The sequence below is a fragment of the Achromobacter xylosoxidans genome (genome assembly GCF_014490035.1).
Classification (GTDB): Bacteria; Pseudomonadota; Gammaproteobacteria; order Burkholderiales; family Burkholderiaceae_B; genus Achromobacter; species Achromobacter bronchisepticus_A.
Window position 1 is genome coordinate 1,808,334 of the sequence record NZ_CP061008.1, and the last position, 16,338, is coordinate 1,824,671.

Consider the following 16,338-nt stretch of genomic DNA (forward strand, 5'->3'; position numbering starts at 1 on the left):
AGATAGCGGCTCTCTTCGACCTGCAGAATCCAGGAGTTCAGCATGAACGCGACGCCAGCCTCCCGATCCGCCGTGCCGTATTTTTGCCAATGGGAGTCGGCGCATCTGGCCAGCGAGATCATCCAGGGCAAGCTGGCCCTGGCCGATGATCCGGCCTGGCGGGGCTCGGGCGCGCGCGACGTGGATGAGTACGCGCGCTGGGCCAGCCACGTCTGCGGCATGGCCTGCCTGAAGATGGTGCTGGCGGCGCGCGACGGGCGGCATTATCCGACGCTGGAGCTGGCGCGGGGCAGCGTGCCTTACGGCGCCTATACCGTGGAAGGCGAACAGATCAAGGGCATGGTCTACGCGCCGTTCGTGCGCTACGTGGACGAGGCATTCGGCCTGGCGGCGCGGGTGCATGTCGATCTGCGCGCGGAAGAACTGCCTGGCTTGATGGCGCAGGCCGCCTACTTCATGGCGTCCGTGCATCCCTGGATACGCTGGCCCGAGCGGCAACCGCCCAGGAAGGGCGGGCACCTGGTGCTGGTGACGCGTGCAACGGCGGACTCGGTGACCTTCCACAATCCTTCGGGCGAGCCGGGCACGCAGGCCGATGTCGAATTGCCGCTGGCCGTCTTCGACGAATTCTTCGCGGGGCGCGGCGTGGCGATACTCCCGGCCGCGCACGCTTGAGCGCTGCGGCCTTCATGGCCTGTGACGGCCGCCGCCTTGCCCGCGTTCAGGCGTTGCGCGCGCGTTGCAGGTAGCGCCATGCCAGCACGGCAGCGAGCAGATAGCCTGAGGTGATGACGACGTAGGCGGCGGGCAGGCTGGCGCTCCACTGCGGCAGCAGATGCAGGATGGTACCCATCAGCGCGACGCCTACCAGCGCGCCCGATTGGCGGTTGGCATTCAGGGCGGCGGCGGCGCTGTTGGCGTGGCCCTTGCCCGATACCTGCATGACCACGCTGGTCATGGCGGGGACGGCGACGCCCACGCCCAGATTGGCCACTGCGACGATGATGGCGAACGGCCAGTAGGCCATGTCTGGCGAGAACATGACGATTCCCGCGGCGCTCATGGCCGCGGCCAGCGACACCCCGCCCAGCAGCGCTGTCGACACGTTCCAGCGCGCCGACACCCGGCTGGACAGCAGATTTCCCAAGGAAAATACGGCCAGCATGGGTACCAGCTGCAGGCCGGTCTCCAGGGCATCCGCGCCGCGCGCATGCTGCAGAAACAGGCTGAGCAAGAACAGCTGGCCGTAGGCTGCCAGATTGATCAGAAAGCCGACGCCGTTGGCGGCCGCGAATTGCGGGGTTGCGAACAGGACGCGCGGGATGATGGGGTCGGCATGGCGGCGCTCGCGCCGCACCAGCAACAGGGCAGCGGCCGCGCACAGGGCAATCGTGACCAGGATGGGGTTGGAGGACCAGCCATAGGCATTGCCCTGGATCAGCACGAAGCACAGCGAGGACAAGGCGATCACGCCCAGCAGGTGGCTCAGCGGATTGAGTGCGCGCGGGCGGCGTGGGGCCGCCTGGATGCGGCGGCGCGCCAGCCACAAGCCGCCCAGCCCCAACGGGATGTTGATGAGGAAGATCCCGCGCCAGCCGAATTGGTGGATCAGCACGCCGCCCAGGAGCGGGCCGGCGGCGCCCGCCACCGCCACGATGGCGGACCAGGCGGCCAGCATGCGGTTGCGCACCTGATCGTCGTCGTAGGCATGGGTCAGCAGGCTGAGGGAGCTGGGCATGAACAGGGCAGCGCCCAGCCCTTGCAGCATGCGGGCCAGGATCAGCATGTCGGCGTTGGGCGCCAGGCCGCAGAGCAGGGACGCCAGGGTGAAGACGCCCAAGCCGGCCAGATAGATCGTCTTGGCGCCATAGCGGTCGGCCAGCGCGCCGGCCACCAGCAGCAGGGCCGCGAAAGTGAGGGTGTAGCCATCCACGATCCAGACCAGGTCCGTCAGGGGGACGGTGAACTGCACCGCGATGCTGGGCAAGGCGACGTTGACGACGGTGACGTCCAGCATGGCCATGACGAATCCGATGGCCAGCGTGACAAGCGGCAGCAGGCCGGCCGCGGCGGGTTTGGCGGCCAGCGAGGGCGCGGAGAGGTTGGGGCAGGCGGAACTCATGGCTGGTGGTGTGGCAGGGCTGTCGAGGACTGAAGCTTAGACCTGCGCTTTGATGCAAAAAAGCCGAATAATTGCTTTACAGTGATGCAAAAATGCATAGATGGAGAGATCGCCATGGACTGGGACAATGCCAGGATCTTCCTGGCCATCTACCGGGTAGGAACCTTGCGGGGCGCCGCCGCGCTGCTGCAGATCGACCAGGCCACCGCCGGGCGCAGACTGGCGGCGCTGGAGTCCTCGCTGGACGCGCGTCTGTTCCTGCGCACGCCGGGCGGATACGTGCCCACGGCGGCCGGCGAACTGGCGTTCGCGGCTGCGGAACGCATGGAGCAGGCGGCGGACCAATTGCAGCGCCAGATGCAGGGGCTGGATCATCGCCTGTCCGGCGTGGTGCGCGTGGCGACCTCGGAAACCGTGGCCAGCTACTACATCATGGAAGCGGTGCGGCGCGTGCATGCCCAACACCCCGACATCCGCGTGGTGCTGTCCACGGCCATCCAGATCAGCAACCTGACGCGCCGCGAAGCCGACCTGGCGATACGGAACATCAAGCCGGACAATCCGGATCTGATCCACCGCCACCTGACGCGCAAGGAGGTCGGCCTGTACGCTTCGCGGGCCTACCTGGCCGCGCATGGCGAGCCGCGGCCGGGCACGGCGTTCGCGGGCCACACGCTGGTGACGTACCAGCAGGCGGTGCTGCCGGGATGGTCCGATACCTTCTGCGGCGAACCCACGGGCAACGGCCGCATCGGCATGGAGCTGAACTCCGGTCTGATGATTCTCGAAGCGGTCGCGGCCGGGCTGGGCATCGGCGAGGTGCCTACGCACATGGCGCCCGGATATCCGGAGCTGGTACGCATCTGGCCGACGCGCAGCGAACCCTACGACCTGTGGCTGGTGATGCACGGCGACCTGAACCGCACGGCCCGCGTGCGCGCCGTGGCCGACGCGATAGTCGAGGTCTTCGAAGAAGACGAGTAGCGTTCCTGGCCGGGGGCGGCTTGTGGGCAGGCGCGGCAGGCGCTAATGTTTGCCTGATCTTTCAAAGCAACCATGATTCAGGAGTCGCGCGTGTCCGATCTTTGGCGTTTGTCCGCAGTTGAGCTTGCCGCCCGCATCCGCAAGCGCGAGGTGTCCGCCCACGAGGCCGCGCAAAGCGCGCTGGGCCGGTTGGATGCCGTCAATCCCGCGATCAATGCCGTGGTGGACCACCGCCCGGACGATGTGCTGGCCCAAGCGGCGCAAGTGGATGCGATGCTTGCGCGTGGCGAAGACCCGGGGCCGTTGGCTGGCGTGCCTGTCACGGTGAAGATCAACGTGGACCAGGCGGGTTACGCCACGACCAATGGCGTGAAGCTGCAGAAGGATTTGATCGCGGCGCAGAACAGCCCTGTCGTGGACAATCTGCTGCGCGCGGGGGCCGTGATCCTGGGCCGCACCAACACGCCCGCGTTTTCCTTGCGCTGGTTCACCGGCAATGCGCTGCATGGCGATACCTTGAACCCGCGCAATCCTGCGCTGACGCCCGGCGGCTCGTCGGGAGGCGCGGCAGCCGCGGTGGCGGCCGGCATCGGGCATCTGGCGCATGGCACGGATATCGCCGGCTCCATTCGTTATCCGGCCTATGCTTGCGGCGTGCACGGCCTACGGCCGTCCCTGGGACGCGTGGCGGCCTACAACGCCGCGCTGCCGGAACGCTCGATCGGCGGCCAGTTGACCGCGGTGTCCGGGCCCCTGGGGCGCAGCATCGCCGACCTGAGGCTGGGCCTGGCCGCGCTGGCGGCGCGGGATGCGCGCGATCCTTGGTGGGTGCCTGCTCCCCTGGCGGGAGCCGAGGCGCCGCGACGGGCCGCGCTGTGCCTGAATCCGGACGGCATGGACACCCAGCCCGCCGTGGTCAAGGCCTTGCAGGAAGCCGCGCGCCGGCTCAGCGAGGCAGGCTGGACGGTGGACACGCTGGATGCGGTACCGCCGATGCAGGAGGCGGCGGACCTGCAGATCCGCATGTGGCTGGCCGATGGTTACGACGCCATGGTGGCCGCCGCCGAGAAAGAAGGGGATCGCGGCGCGCTGGTGGCGCTTGCCGGCCAGCGCGACAAGGCGGCCGGGGCCGACCTTGCCAGTTTTTCGGCCACGCTGACGCGGCGCGCCACGCTGACCCGCCTGTGGGAACAGTTCTTCGCCGAGTATCCCGTATTGTTGCTGCCCGTGTCGGCCGAGCTGCCGTTCCCGGACAAGCTCGACCTGCAAGGCGATGCCGCGTATGCGCGCGTCTGGCGCGCGCAGATGACGCAGATCGGCGTGCCGTTCATGGGTTTGCCGGGCCTGTCGGTGGCGATGGGGAGCGCGATGAGCGAGGCGGGCGCGAGCCCGGTCGGCGTGCAGGTGCTGGCGGGACGCTACCGCGAGGACCTGTGTCTGGATGTGGGGGAAATCATCGAGGCGGGCGCAGCGCCCATCGATATCGCGCAGCCAGCGGCCCGCTAGTCCGCGAGAGCGGACAAGGCGGGCATGGGACGCAAGCTCGGCGTACGGCCGGGCTAGGGCTTGCTGAACCGCAGGCGCAGGACGCCGAGGTCGCCGTAGGCGAGTTCCAGGTCGCGGTTGGCGGGCACGTCCAGGAAGCCGGCGTAGGAGCCGGTGATGACGTGCTGGCCGGCGCGCAGTCCCAGGCCCTGTTCGCGCAGGAAATTGGCCAGCCAGTAGAGCCCGGCCTTGGGGTGATCGTTCGGGTGGATGCCCGCGTGCTGCTCGGTTTCGACTCCGTCCACGGACAGCGTGATGCTCAAGGCGCCGGGCGCATCGTGCGGCGATGCGATGCGCGGACCCAGCACCAGGCCCTGATTGAACATATGGTCGGCCAGGAGCTCGGGCAGGCTGGCATGTTCCGGGGCTGCATAGCGGCAGCCCAGCACTTCCAGGGCCAGGCGCGCGCCGCCGATGGCCGCGTCCACGTCGGCTTCGGTGTAGGGCTCGGGACGGGCGGGCAGATCCCGCGCAATTTCGAACGCGATCTCGGGTTCGATGCGCACGGTCTCGGTCTGGGCCGCAACAGGGCCGGCTTCGGCGTAGGCGACGGTCGAGGCGTAGATCGGCGCGACCACGCTTTTCTCGGGCGTGGGCAACGCGCTCTTCCAGGCGCCGATGTCGTCCCGATGCTTCTCAAGCAGCAGCTGCGCGGTGCGTTGCTGCACGGCGAAGGCCTGGTTCAGCGATTGGGGGCGGCAGTCGGCGGGCAAGCGCGGGCCGGCGACGCCGGATTCGCGCGCGGCGACCAGATAGCGGGCCGCCTCGAGGCTGCCGGGATAGTCTTCGATTCTGATCTGCATGGGTTCAAGCTCCCAGGAACAGCATGATCCAAAGGACGATCATGGCGATCAGGCCGAGCCAGCACGAACCCCAGAAGCCGACGATCGGCCATTTCAGCGACAGCGGCGTCTTCTTCGGATCGACGTGGGTAAGCAGGTCGTTGGCGTTGCCGATCAGCCAGAAGCGCGTGCCGGGAAACATCAGGCGGAAGAAATAATCCAGCATGATGGACGCCTGGATCGCCAGCGGATACTGATTGAACGGGCGGTGCTGCAGGTACGGGTGCTTCAGCGCGGCGTTGATCTGCTTGCTCTTGAAGAACAGCACGATGCCGCTGAGCGCGCACGTGATGAAGCACAGCAGGAAGAGGCTGAAGGCCATGGCCATCGCGGGTGAGTACATGGGGATCTCAGGAAGACGCGGCGCGCCGCGTTCGGATGAAAAGAAAGCCTGCGGAAAATCGCTGACCGTATTGTAGAAGGCTTGCCGCGGCCCCGTGTTCAGGGCCGCGTCAGTCTGCGCGCAGCGCGGCGCCTTGGGGTCAGCCGCGCACCTGGCCTTCGCCGCTGAGCACCCATTTCAGCGTGGTCAGGCCTTCCAGGCCGACCGGGCCGCGCGCGTGCAGACGGTTCGTGGAGATGCCGATCTCGGCGCCCAGGCCGTATTCGAAGCCGTCCGCAAAGCAGGTCGGCAGGTTGACGTATACCGAGCTGGAGTCGACCTCGCGCTGGAAGCGCTGCGCGGCGGACAGGTCCTCGGTGACGATCGCGTCGGTATGGCCGGAGCCCCAGCGCGCGATGTGTTCGATGGCGTCGTCCAGCGTGTCGACGATGCGCACCGCCAGGATGGGACCCAGGTATTCCGTGGCCCAGTCTTCTTCCGTGGCCGGCTTGGCGTGCGGCAGCAGGGCCAGCGTGCGCGGGCAGCCGCGCAATTCGACGCCATGTTCGGTGAGGGCCGCGGCCAGGCTGGGCAGGATGGAAACGGCGGCGACCGCGTCGACCAGCAGCGTTTCCATGGCACCGCAGATGCCGTAGCGATAGGTCTTGGCATTGAAGGCGATGGCGTGCGCCTTGTCCGGATCGGCCGCCGCGTCGATATAGACGTGGCAGTTGCCGTCCAGGTGCTTGATGAGCGGCACGCGGGCCTCCTGCGACAGGCGGGCGATCAGGCCCTTGCCGCCGCGCGGCACGATGACGTCGATGTGCTCGGTCATGGTGATGAGCTTGCCGACGGCGGCCCGGTCGGCCGTGGCGACAACCTGCACCGCGTCTTGCGGCAGGCCCGCGGCGGCCAGGCCAGTCTGCACGATGCGCCCCAGCGCGATGTTGGAATGCAGGGCTTCGCTGCCGCCGCGCAGGATGGCGGCGTTGCCGGACTTCAGGCACAGCGCGGCCGCGTCGATGGTCACGTTGGGACGCGATTCGTAGATGATGCCGATCACGCCCAGCGGCACGCGCATCTGCGCCACGCGCATGCCGTTGGGGCGCACGCTGGTGGCGGTGATGCTGCCGATGGGATCAGGCAGGGCGGCGATCTGGCGCAGGCCCTCGGCCATGTGCGCCAGCGTCTTGTCCGACAGCGTCAGGCGGTCCAGCAGCGCCGGCTCCAGGCCGTTGCCGCGGGCTGCGGCCAGGTCTTTCTCGTTGGCGGCCTTGAGTTCGTCGTGGCTGGCGGCCAGGGCGTCGGCCATGGCCAGCAGGGCCTGGTTCTTGGCGGCGCCGGTGGCGCGCATCATGGCGCGCGAGGCGCGGCGGGCGTTTTCGCCCAGGGTGAGCATGGCTTGTTCGATGGAGGACGTGGACATGGCAGCGTCGATCATGAGAATGGGGCGGCGCGGACGCCGCCTGGAGATTCAGTGTATATCCGGCCGCTAGGCCGGGCGAACTCCAGCCGCAGGGCCGGAGGGAGATGCGAAGGCGGCGGCTATGCCGCCTTCACGGTCGTCCGCCCGCGGCGGCGACGCGCAGCGCGAGCCGCGTCATTTCTTCCCAGGGATCGGACAGGCGTCCCGGCACCGACAGGCCCTTGATCAGGCGGTCGACCTCATGGGCATGCTGCACGGCGGCCGGCCACACGTTCGGCTGCACCCGGTTCAGCGCCTGCAGCGCCAGCCGCTCGTGCGCGCCGAATATGCGCAGACGGCGCATCAGGCCGTTGACGTCCTGGCCCAGGGCGCGCGCTTCGGCGATGCGGGCCAGCAGGCGGATTTCCTCGCCGACCGCCCACAGAACCAGCGGCAGGGCTTCGCCTTCGGCGCGCAGGCCGTCGATCATGCGGATGGTGCGGCCGGTGTCGCCGGCGAGCATGGCGTCGCGCAAGCCGAAGACGTCGTAGCGCGCGACGTTCAGCACCGCGCGCTCCACGTCCTCCGCGGCCAGTTGGCCTTCGGGGTAGAGCAGGCCCAGCTTCTGGATTTCCTGGTGCGCGGCCAGCAGATTGCCTTCCACCTTGTCGGCCATCCATTGCAGGGTGGCGCCGTCGGCGCGCTGGTTCTGGCGCGCCAGCCGCATGCCGACCCAGGCGGGCAGGCGGCCGCGTTCGATGTTGGCGATATCGACCATCATGCCGCCGCGGCTCAGGGCTTGCACCCAGCGGCTTTCGCGGGTGGCCTTGTCCAGGCGGGGCAGGGCGATCAGCACGAGCGTGTCGGGATCCGCCTGCTTCTCGGCCTGTTCGGCCAGCTTGGCCAGGGTGTCGGCGCCGGATTTGCCGGGCTTGCCCGTCGGGATCTTGATTTCAAGGATGCGGCGGTCGCCGAACAGCGACACGCTTTGCGTGGCGGCGGTGACCGAACTCCAGTCGCTGCGCGCGTCCATCACCATGGACAGGCGGTCGGTGTAGCCCGCGTTGCGGGCCGCCGCGCGCAGGGCGTCCACGGCCTCGGTCACGAGCAGGGGTTCGTCGCCCGAAACCGTATAGAGCGGCGCCAGGCGGTTGCCTGGCCGCTGCAGGTGCTCGGCCAGGCGATCCGCGTCCAGGGGCTGTGCCATTTAACGCAGGATGGCCGGGTCGGTGGTGGACGGCGTCTGCCACGGCGTGGGCGTGCGCTTTTGATCCGGCGTGGTCGGGTCGTACAGCGGGGTCTCGCCGTCTTCCGCGCGCTCTTCGGCATTCTCGAATGCGTGGCGCACTTCCGGCGCGGTCATGCGGCGCAGCAGGCGGGATACGAGGTCGCGCTGCATGGCCCGGTACAGCGTTTCGATCTGGCCTTGCTTGGCCTGCACGACCTGGTCGTCATAGGGCATTTCGCGGTAGATCGACAGCGTGGTGTCCGGGATCAGGGCGCGGCCCTTGGCGTCGATGAGGCGGAACGTGTAGTTGATGCCGAGTTCGTATTCCTCGACGCGGCCCTGGGCGTTCAGCGACACCTCCCGCAGAGTGCGGGTGTCGGCCACTTGCTGCAGGATGGCCTGCGCCTCCTTGGGCGTGGACACGATCTTGGTGTCCGGGGAGGCCGCGCGCAGCGCACGGCGCACGTCGGCGCCGAACTGCGTGGTGTCGGGAATGCCGACATACAAGGTGTCGAATGGCATCGGCGTGACGCCCCGCAAGGCGAAGCCGCAAGCGGAGAGCAGCATGAACAGCGCCAGGCAGGCGCCGCGCAGCAGCCAGGACTGGCGGGGGGAATGCGTTTGTTGCCCGGCGAAGTGCATGCTTGACCTCATCAGCCTACGACGTTGACCAGTTTGCCCGGAACCACGATGACGCGCTTGGGCGGACGGCCTTCCAGGAAGCGGGCGACCTCTTCCTGGGATGCCGCGAGCTTTTCGATGTCTTCCTTGGCGGCCTTGGCGGCCACGCGGATGGAGCCGCGCAGCTTGCCGTTGACCTGGAGCATCAGCTCGATCTCGTCGGCGACCAGCGCCGCCTCGTCCACGTGCGGCCAGGGCGCGTCGAGCAGGTCGCCCAGCTCGTGGGCGTAGCCCAGGTCGCGCCACAGGTGCCAGGTGATGTGCGGCACCACGGGATACAGCACGCGCAGCAGCACGCCCAGCGTTTCGGCGTAGGCGGCGTCCGCGGTCGCGCCTTCGGGCAGCTTGGCGTCGTCGATGGCGTTGAGCATCTTCATGCACGCCGACACGACGGTGTTGTACTGGATGCGCTGGTAGTCGTAGTCGGCTTGCTTGAGCAGGCCGTAGACTTCGCGGCGCAGATCCTTGACCGGAGCCGGCGCCTGCGCCCAATCGGCGCCATGGGCCAGGCCGCGCGCGATGGCCTCGCGCTGACCGTAACTGATGGACCAGAGACGGCGCAGGAAGCGGTTGGAGCCTTCGACGCCGGAGTCCGACCATTCGAGGGTCTGTTCCGGGGGGCTCGCGAACATGACGAACAGGCGAGCCGTGTCCGCGCCCAGCGTGTCGATCAGCGATTGCGGATCGACGCCGTTGTTCTTGGACTTGGACATCGTGCCCACGCCGCCGTAGGTGATGGCGGAGCCGTCCGACTTCAGCTTGGCGCCGACGATGGCGCCGCGGTCGTCGTAGACGTTTTCGACGTCTTCCGGCCAGAAGTACTCGATGCCGCCCTGCGGTGTCTTGCGCGAGTAGATATGGTTCAGCACCATGCCCTGGCACAGCAGCTTGGTGAAGGGCTCGTCGAAGTTGAGCAAGCCCATGTCGCGCATGACCTTGGTCCAGAAACGGGCGTACAGCAGGTGAAGCACCGCGTGCTCGATGCCGCCGATGTACTGGTCCATCGGCATCCAGTAGTCATTGCGCGCGTCGACCATGGCCTGGTCGTTGCCCGGCGAGGTATAGCGCATGAAATACCAGGACGAGTCCACGAAGGTGTCCATCGTGTCCGTTTCACGGCGCGCCGGCTTGCCGCATTTGGGGCAGGAGCAGGACAGGAAAGCCTCGTTCTTGGCCAGCGGGTTGCCGCTGCCGTCCGGGATGAGGTCGTCGGGCAGGACCACCGGCAGGTCTTTTTCCGGCACCGGGACCGGGCCGCAATCCGCGCAGTGGATGATGGGGATGGGGGTGCCCCAATAGCGTTGGCGCGAGATGCCCCAGTCGCGCAGGCGCCAGGTGGTTTGCTTTTCGCCCAGCCCTTGCGCGCCCAGGTCGACGGCGATGGCGTCGACCGCTTCCTTGTGGGAGAGGCCGTCGTACTTGCCGGAATTGATGGTGCGGCCGGCCTGCTTGTCGCCGTACCACTCCTGCCAGGCGTTGGTGGAGTATTCCTTGCCAGCCACGTCCACGACCTGCACGATGGGCAGGTCATATTTCTTGGCGAAGGCGAAGTCGCGCTCGTCATGCGCCGGCACGCCCATCACGGCGCCATCGCCGTAGGTCATGAGCACGTAGTTGCCGACCCAGACCTGGACTTCGGCGCCCGTGACCGGATGCGTGACGTACAGGCCCGTGGGCATGCCTTCCTTTTCGCGCGTGGCCATTTCGGCCTCGGTCGTGCCGCCCAGCTTGCATTGCTCGATGAACGCGGCCAGTTGCGGATTGGAGAGGGCGGCCTGCGTGGCCAGGGGGTGTTCCGGCGCCACGGCGCAGAAGGTCACGCCCATGATGGTGTCGGCGCGGGTGGTGAAGACGTACAGCTTGCCGTCCTGGATCAACTGGCCGTCCTGGCCGGCGATCTGGTGCGGGAAGGCGAAGCGCAGCCCCTCGGACTTGCCGATCCAGTTTTCCTGCATCAGGCGCACGCGCTCGGGCCAGCCGGGCAGGTCGTTCTGGACGGCGCCCAGCAGTTCGTCGGCGTAATCGGTGATGCGCAGGTAGTAGCCGGGGATCTCGCGCTTTTCGACCAGCGCGCCCGAGCGCCAGCCGCGGCCGTCGATGACCTGTTCGTTGGCCAGCACGGTCTGGTCCACCGGGTCCCAGTTGACGACCTGGGTCTTGCGGTAGGCGACGCCCTTTTCCAGCATCTTGAGGAACAGCCACTGGTTCCACTTGTAATACTGGGGATCGCAGGCGCACATTTCGCGCGACCAGTCGATCGCCAAGCCCATCGCCTTCATCTGCTTCTTCATGTAGGCGATGTTGTCGTACGTCCACTTCGCCGGCGGCACCTTGGACTTGATGGCGGCGTTTTCCGCCGGCATGCCGAAGGCGTCCCAGCCCATGGGCATCAGAACGTTATAGCCGCGCATGCGCAGCTGGCGGGCCATCATGTCGTTGATGGTGTAGTTGCGCACGTGGCCCATGTGCAGCTTGCCGCTGGGGTAGGGCAGCATGGAGCAGGCGTAGAACTTCGGCTTTTCGGAGCCGTCGGCGTTCTTGGCGTGTTCGTGGACCAGGTAGACGTCGCGGGCCTGCCAGTCTTGGTGGGCGGCTGCTTCAACGGTATTGGGGAGGTAACGTTCCTGCATGGGCTCGTGCACGATGGCAAAAAAAGGGTGAGCCGCCTCGCCGCGCGGGCGCGGAGGCGGCCAAAACCCCTGATTATAGGAGGTGCTAGGCGCGGGCAGGGGACGGAGCCGTTTCGGGGATGCGCGCGCTGGGCGCAAGGGCGCCATAAGCCAGCGTAATCACCCCGAGAACGGCGCCCGCCGTGACCACGCCGGGCCAGCCAAAATGGGCGTACAGCCAGGACGATACCAGCGAACCGGATGCGCCGCCGATGAAGTAACTGGTCATATAGCCGGCGGTCAGCCGGCTGCGCGCCTCGGGGCGCAGCCGGTAGAGGGCGCTGCTGTTGGTGACGTGCACGCCCTGGATCGCCAAGTCCTGCACCAGGATGCCGGCCAGCAAGGCCAGCACCGACACCTGGCCGAATGCGATCAGTCCCCAGGAACCCAGCAGCAACAGCAGTCCGACGCGGGTGGCCAGGTTGCCCAGGCCGCGGTCGGCCAGGCGGCCGAAGCGATTGGCGGCGTAGGCGCCGGCGGCGCCCGCCAGGCCGAACAGGCCGATGGTGGTGTTGCTGTATTGATAGGGCGGGCTGGCCAGCAGGAAGGTCAGCGGAGTCCACAGCATGCTGAAGGCCGCGAACAGCAGGCCGCCCAGCAGCGAACGGGCGCGGAACAGCGGTTCCTCGACGAACATGCGCAGGATGGAGCCCAGCAGGCGCGGATAGCTCAGCCCGGCCGGACTCTGGTGGCGCGGCAGCAGGCGCCACAGGGCCGCGGACATGATCAGCATCAGGATGGCGGCCACCCAGTACACGGTGCGCCAACTGCCCACGTCGGCGAGCGCGCCGGCGACGGTGCGGGCCAGCAGGATGCCCAGCAGCAGTCCGCTCATGACGGTGCCCACGGCCTTGCCCCGCTCGTGCGGCGCGGCCAGCGTCGCGGCGAAAGGCACCAGGATCTGGGCCACCACGGACAGCATGCCCGTCAGCGCCGTGCCCAGGATCAGCACGCCGATATTCGGGGCGAAGGCGGAAATCAGCAGGCCGCCCGAGGACAGCAGGTTCATCAGCACGATCAGGCTGCGCCGCTCGAACATGTCGCCCAGGGGCACGAGCAGCATCAGGCCCACCGCATAGCTCAGCTGCGCGGTGGTGACGATGCTGCCCGCCGTGGCGCTGGACAGCGAGAATTGCTCGCTGATCGTATGCAGCAGCGGCTGCGCGTAATAGTTGCTGGCGACGGCGAGGCCGGTGGCGACCGACATCAGCAGGAGGATGGGCGCGGTCAGGGCTGGCGTCTGGGAGGACTGGGTAGCGGAAGTCATGGATCTGGATCGGGGATGATGGCTGCGGAAGAAGGCCCGGCTCAGGCGCCGATGCCGCCAGGCGTTTCCTGGTCCTGCTTGATCAGCAGCTTCCTGAGGAGGCCGGCCAGTTGCTTGCGCTCGGCTGCGGACAGCGGTTCAAGCAGTTCGTTGAGGTCCTTCAGATAGTCCTTCAGCACCAGCTTGATGGTGCGCAAGCCCTCGGTAGTGAGCGACACGATGACGCCGCGCCGGTCTTCCGGATTGGGGCTGCGCGTGAGCAGGCCGGCCTGCTCCAGGCGGTCGAGCCGGTTGGTCATCGCGCCGGAGGTCAGCAGCAGGGCCTCCACCAGCTTCTGCGGATTCAGCGCGTAGGGCGAGCCGCTGCGGTACAGCGTGGCCAGCACGTCGAATTCGCCCTGGTGCAGGTCATAGTTGCGGAAGCTGCGGTTCACGTTGCGTGCCGCCAGCGCGTTCAGGCGGAATACGCGGGTGACGACGGACATGGCGGCGAAGTCCTGGGCGGGACATTCGGCGGTCCATTGCGAGATCACCAGATCGACGAGGTCATTCATGGGCTTGGGGATTTATTTTTACGTGAAGTATCTTAACATGAAGATAAATTGAGAGGGCAGGCCCATGCGCCGCACGCGCGCCGGCCGCAGCCCAAAAAAGAAGGGCCCGCCTCTTGCGAGGCGGGCCCTTCCGGCTTGACCGGAACTACGCGCGAATTACTGCGCGGCGTCCTTCAGCTTCTTGAGCGGGCGAACCTTCACCTTGACCGAAGCCGGCTTGGCGGGGAACCAGCGCTCTTCACCGGTGAACGGATCCTTGCCGAAGCGCTTGGCCTTGGCGGGAACCTTCTGCACGGCAACCTTGAACAGGCCGGGCAGCGTGAATTCGCCGGCGCCCTTCTTGTCCACGGAACCCAGCACCGAGGTTTCCAGGCTGGCCAGGACGGCCTTGACCGACTTGGCTTCAACGCCGGATTGCTCAACGATGTAGGCGATGAGCTGGGTCTTGTTCAGAGCAGCCTTGATGGCCTTGGGGGCAGCAGCGACCTTCTTGGCGGCGACGACCTTCTTGACGGCCGGCTTTGCAGCGGGCTTCACAGCGGGTTTGGCAGCAGTTGCCTTCTTTGCGGGCGCCTTGGCGGCGGGCTTGGTGACTTTCTTGGCAGGAGCTTTTGCTTTCGTGGCCATGGTCAAAATCCGTATGTTGAGGTCATGGAGCAGCGCGTGCCGGGTATCGGCGTTTGACGCTACGCGGCCGATGATAGCGGAAGAGTGGCGATTAATGCGGTTTTCTAGCGGGTTTTTGGCCCTTGTTTGTTGTTTTCGACACAGAAAGTGCTTTGTAGAAGGGCTCCAGCAAGATGTCGTGACATTCATCGCGCATCTTTTCAAATGCCTGCGGCACTGAACCAACTGCGTCGAGCGTGTTCCAATTGCGTGCCCTGCGCGAGACCCGCGCGGGAAAAACCAAGCATGGAAGCGAAGCAGTCATATGTTGATGAAGAAGTTGGCGGCGAGCCTGATCGTCGCGGCCGCGTGCATGTCGGGCGCCGTGGCGCAAACGGTGCCCGCGCCGGCCTTGTCGGCCAAGGCCTGGCTCTTGCTGGACGAGACCAGCGGACAGGTGATCGCGTCGCATGCGGCGACGACCCGCATCGAGCCCGCGTCCCTGACCAAGATCATGACGGCCTACGTGGTGTTCGAGGCGCTCAGCAAGAAAGAGCTGTCCGCGGCGCAAATGGTCACGGTGTCGACCCGCGCCTGGAAGGTGCCGGCGGGCAGCTCGAAGATGTTCCTGGAGCCGGGCTCGAAAGTGTCGGTGGACGATCTGTTGCGCGGCCTGATGATCCAATCGGGCAACGACGCGGCCATCGCGCTGGCCGAGGCCGTGTCGGGCAGCGTCGAGGCCTTCGTGGCGCGGATGAACGAAACCGCCGCCAGGCTCGGCCTGCACGCCACGCATTTCGCCAGCCCGCACGGCCTGCCGGATCCCGGGACCTACTCCACCGCCAGCGACCTGTCCGTGCTGGCCACGCGCTACATCCGCGACTTTCCCCAGCTCTACAAGACCTACGATTCGGCCAAGCATTTCACGTACAACAAGATCACGCAGCCGAACCGCAACCGCTTGCTGTGGCTGGATCCCAGCGTGGACGGCCTGAAGACCGGGCACACCGAATCGGCCGGCTTTTGCATTGTCGCCACCGCGCAGCGGCCCAACGGCGCTGACCAGCGCCGCCTCATCACGGTGGTGGTGGGTACGGCGTCGGACAAGCTGCGCACGCAGGAAAGCCGCGAGTTGCTGGAGTGGGGCTTTCAGGGGTTCAATACCATCAAGCTGTATGCGCGCGGCCAGGCGGTCGCCACGCCCGAGGTCTGGAAGGGCGAGCAGGACAGCCTGAAGGCCGGATTCGCGCGCGATGCGTATGTGACGGTGCCTGCGGGCGCCAAGGTCGAACCGGTCTGGACGCCGCAGGATCCGCTGATTGCGCCGATCGCGGCCCAGTCCGCAGTCGGCGCGGTGCGTGTGCTGGTGGACGGCAAGCCCGCCATGCAGTTTCCGGTGGTGGCGCTGGAACCGGTGGCCGAGGCCGGATTCGCGGGACGCGCGTGGGATTCCATCCGCTTGTGGTGGCGTGGCCACGCCGGATAACGGAGGTGTGCGATGGCGGTGAGCTTTCCTGGAGGTCCGGCCCCGGCGCCGGGCGCGGATGATCCCTTGGCATTGCTGTCGGCCTGCCACGGCCGCATTTCCCGCCAGTGCGCGACCTTGGGACGCCTTGCCGCGCACCTGCCGGTGCATGGCAGCGACGCCGCGGCGCAAACCGCGGCGGCCAGCGTCATGCGCTACTTCGATACCGCGGCCGCGCACCACCACGAGGACGAGGAAGAGGACCTCTTCCCGGCCCTGATCGAGTCCATGGCCGGCTCCGACGCCGTCTGCCTGCACGCGCTGGTGGACGGTCTGGTGGCCGAGCACCGGCAGCTGGCGCAGCGCTGGGAGCCCTTGCGCCGGGTGCTCGCCGAGATCGCGGCGGGCCGCCAGGCCGATCTGCCCCCGGGGCAGGTGCAGGACTTCACCGATGCCTACGCCGCGCATATCCAGCGTGAAGAAAGCGAACTGCTGCCGATGGCGGCGCGGCTGATCCCGGACGATGCGTTGGCAGGCATCGGGCAAGCCATGAAGGCGCGACGCGGCGGCGAGGCCGGCTGAAGTTTCGGGCAACGCGGGAATTGGCGCTACGATGGCCGCAGCCGGCGCGCGGCGCGCCGGGTTTTC

15 protein-coding genes are annotated in these 16,338 nt (G+C 67.4%); 5 read left to right on the forward strand and 10 right to left on the reverse strand.

What is annotated here, in order from left to right:
- Nucleotides 1-42: 42 nt before the first annotated feature.
- A complete protein-coding gene (locus IAG39_RS08310; RefSeq protein WP_118934682.1) occupies nt 43-675 on the forward strand; it encodes a hypothetical protein in 633 nt (210 codons plus the stop codon).
- A gap of 46 nt (nt 676-721) precedes the next feature.
- Here IAG39_RS08310 and IAG39_RS08315 read toward each other — a convergent pair whose 3' ends face one another.
- Nucleotides 722-2,122, reverse strand: a complete 1,401-nt coding sequence (locus tag IAG39_RS08315; RefSeq protein ID WP_118934680.1) for an MFS transporter — start codon at nt 2,120-2,122, stop codon at nt 722-724.
- A 114-nt stretch (nt 2,123-2,236) separates the two neighbouring features.
- Between IAG39_RS08315 and IAG39_RS08320 the strand changes: the two genes are divergently transcribed.
- On the forward strand, nt 2,237-3,106 hold the full coding sequence (locus tag IAG39_RS08320) for a LysR family transcriptional regulator (protein WP_059371741.1): 870 nt from the start codon (nt 2,237-2,239) through the stop codon (nt 3,104-3,106).
- 90 nt (nt 3,107-3,196) lie between these two features.
- A complete protein-coding gene (locus IAG39_RS08325) occupies nt 3,197-4,612 on the forward strand; it encodes an amidase family protein (protein WP_118934690.1) in 1,416 nt (471 codons plus the stop codon).
- A 53-nt stretch (nt 4,613-4,665) separates the two neighbouring features.
- On the opposite strand, the gene IAG39_RS08330 is transcribed toward IAG39_RS08325, so the two are convergent.
- The 9 genes from IAG39_RS08330 to IAG39_RS08370 form a co-directional block, all read right to left on the reverse strand.
- Nucleotides 4,666-5,454, reverse strand: coding sequence for a 2-keto-4-pentenoate hydratase (locus IAG39_RS08330; protein ID WP_118934678.1), 789 nt, complete (start codon nt 5,452-5,454; stop codon nt 4,666-4,668).
- A gap of 4 nt (nt 5,455-5,458) precedes the next feature.
- A complete protein-coding gene (locus IAG39_RS08335) occupies nt 5,459-5,836 on the reverse strand; it encodes a hypothetical protein (RefSeq protein WP_187524051.1) in 378 nt (125 codons plus the stop codon).
- Between the two features lie 139 nt (nt 5,837-5,975).
- The gene (locus IAG39_RS08340) at nt 5,976-7,256 is read right to left on the reverse strand and encodes a glutamate-5-semialdehyde dehydrogenase (protein ID WP_118934674.1); all 1,281 of its coding nucleotides are present in this window, start codon (nt 7,254-7,256) and stop codon (nt 5,976-5,978) included.
- A gap of 115 nt (nt 7,257-7,371) precedes the next feature.
- Nucleotides 7,372-8,427, reverse strand: a complete 1,056-nt coding sequence (gene holA, locus IAG39_RS08345) for a DNA polymerase III subunit delta (protein ID WP_054451201.1) — start codon at nt 8,425-8,427, stop codon at nt 7,372-7,374.
- Nucleotides 8,428-9,090, reverse strand: coding sequence for an LPS assembly lipoprotein LptE (gene lptE / locus IAG39_RS08350; RefSeq protein ID WP_059371746.1), 663 nt, complete (start codon nt 9,088-9,090; stop codon nt 8,428-8,430).
- Nucleotides 9,091-9,101: 11 nt separating this feature from the next.
- On the reverse strand, nt 9,102-11,759 hold the full coding sequence (gene leuS / locus IAG39_RS08355) for a leucine--tRNA ligase (protein WP_118934672.1): 2,658 nt from the start codon (nt 11,757-11,759) through the stop codon (nt 9,102-9,104).
- Nucleotides 11,760-11,844: 85 nt separating this feature from the next.
- Entirely contained in the window at nt 11,845-13,065 is a 1,221-nt protein-coding gene (locus tag IAG39_RS08360; protein ID WP_059371748.1) for an MFS transporter, read from the reverse strand.
- A 41-nt stretch (nt 13,066-13,106) separates the two neighbouring features.
- Nucleotides 13,107-13,619, reverse strand: coding sequence for a MarR family winged helix-turn-helix transcriptional regulator (locus IAG39_RS08365; RefSeq protein ID WP_118934670.1), 513 nt, complete (start codon nt 13,617-13,619; stop codon nt 13,107-13,109).
- A gap of 156 nt (nt 13,620-13,775) precedes the next feature.
- On the reverse strand, nt 13,776-14,246 hold the full coding sequence (locus IAG39_RS08370) for an HU family DNA-binding protein (protein ID WP_054451206.1): 471 nt from the start codon (nt 14,244-14,246) through the stop codon (nt 13,776-13,778).
- Nucleotides 14,247-14,550: 304 nt separating this feature from the next.
- Between IAG39_RS08370 and IAG39_RS08375 the strand changes: the two genes are divergently transcribed.
- Both IAG39_RS08375 and IAG39_RS08380 read left to right on the forward strand, forming a co-directional pair.
- A complete protein-coding gene (locus IAG39_RS08375; RefSeq protein WP_118934668.1) occupies nt 14,551-15,711 on the forward strand; it encodes a D-alanyl-D-alanine carboxypeptidase family protein in 1,161 nt (386 codons plus the stop codon).
- Between the two features lie 12 nt (nt 15,712-15,723).
- On the forward strand, nt 15,724-16,272 hold the full coding sequence (locus tag IAG39_RS08380; RefSeq protein ID WP_118934666.1) for a hemerythrin domain-containing protein: 549 nt from the start codon (nt 15,724-15,726) through the stop codon (nt 16,270-16,272).
- Nucleotides 16,273-16,338 lie beyond the last annotated feature (66 nt).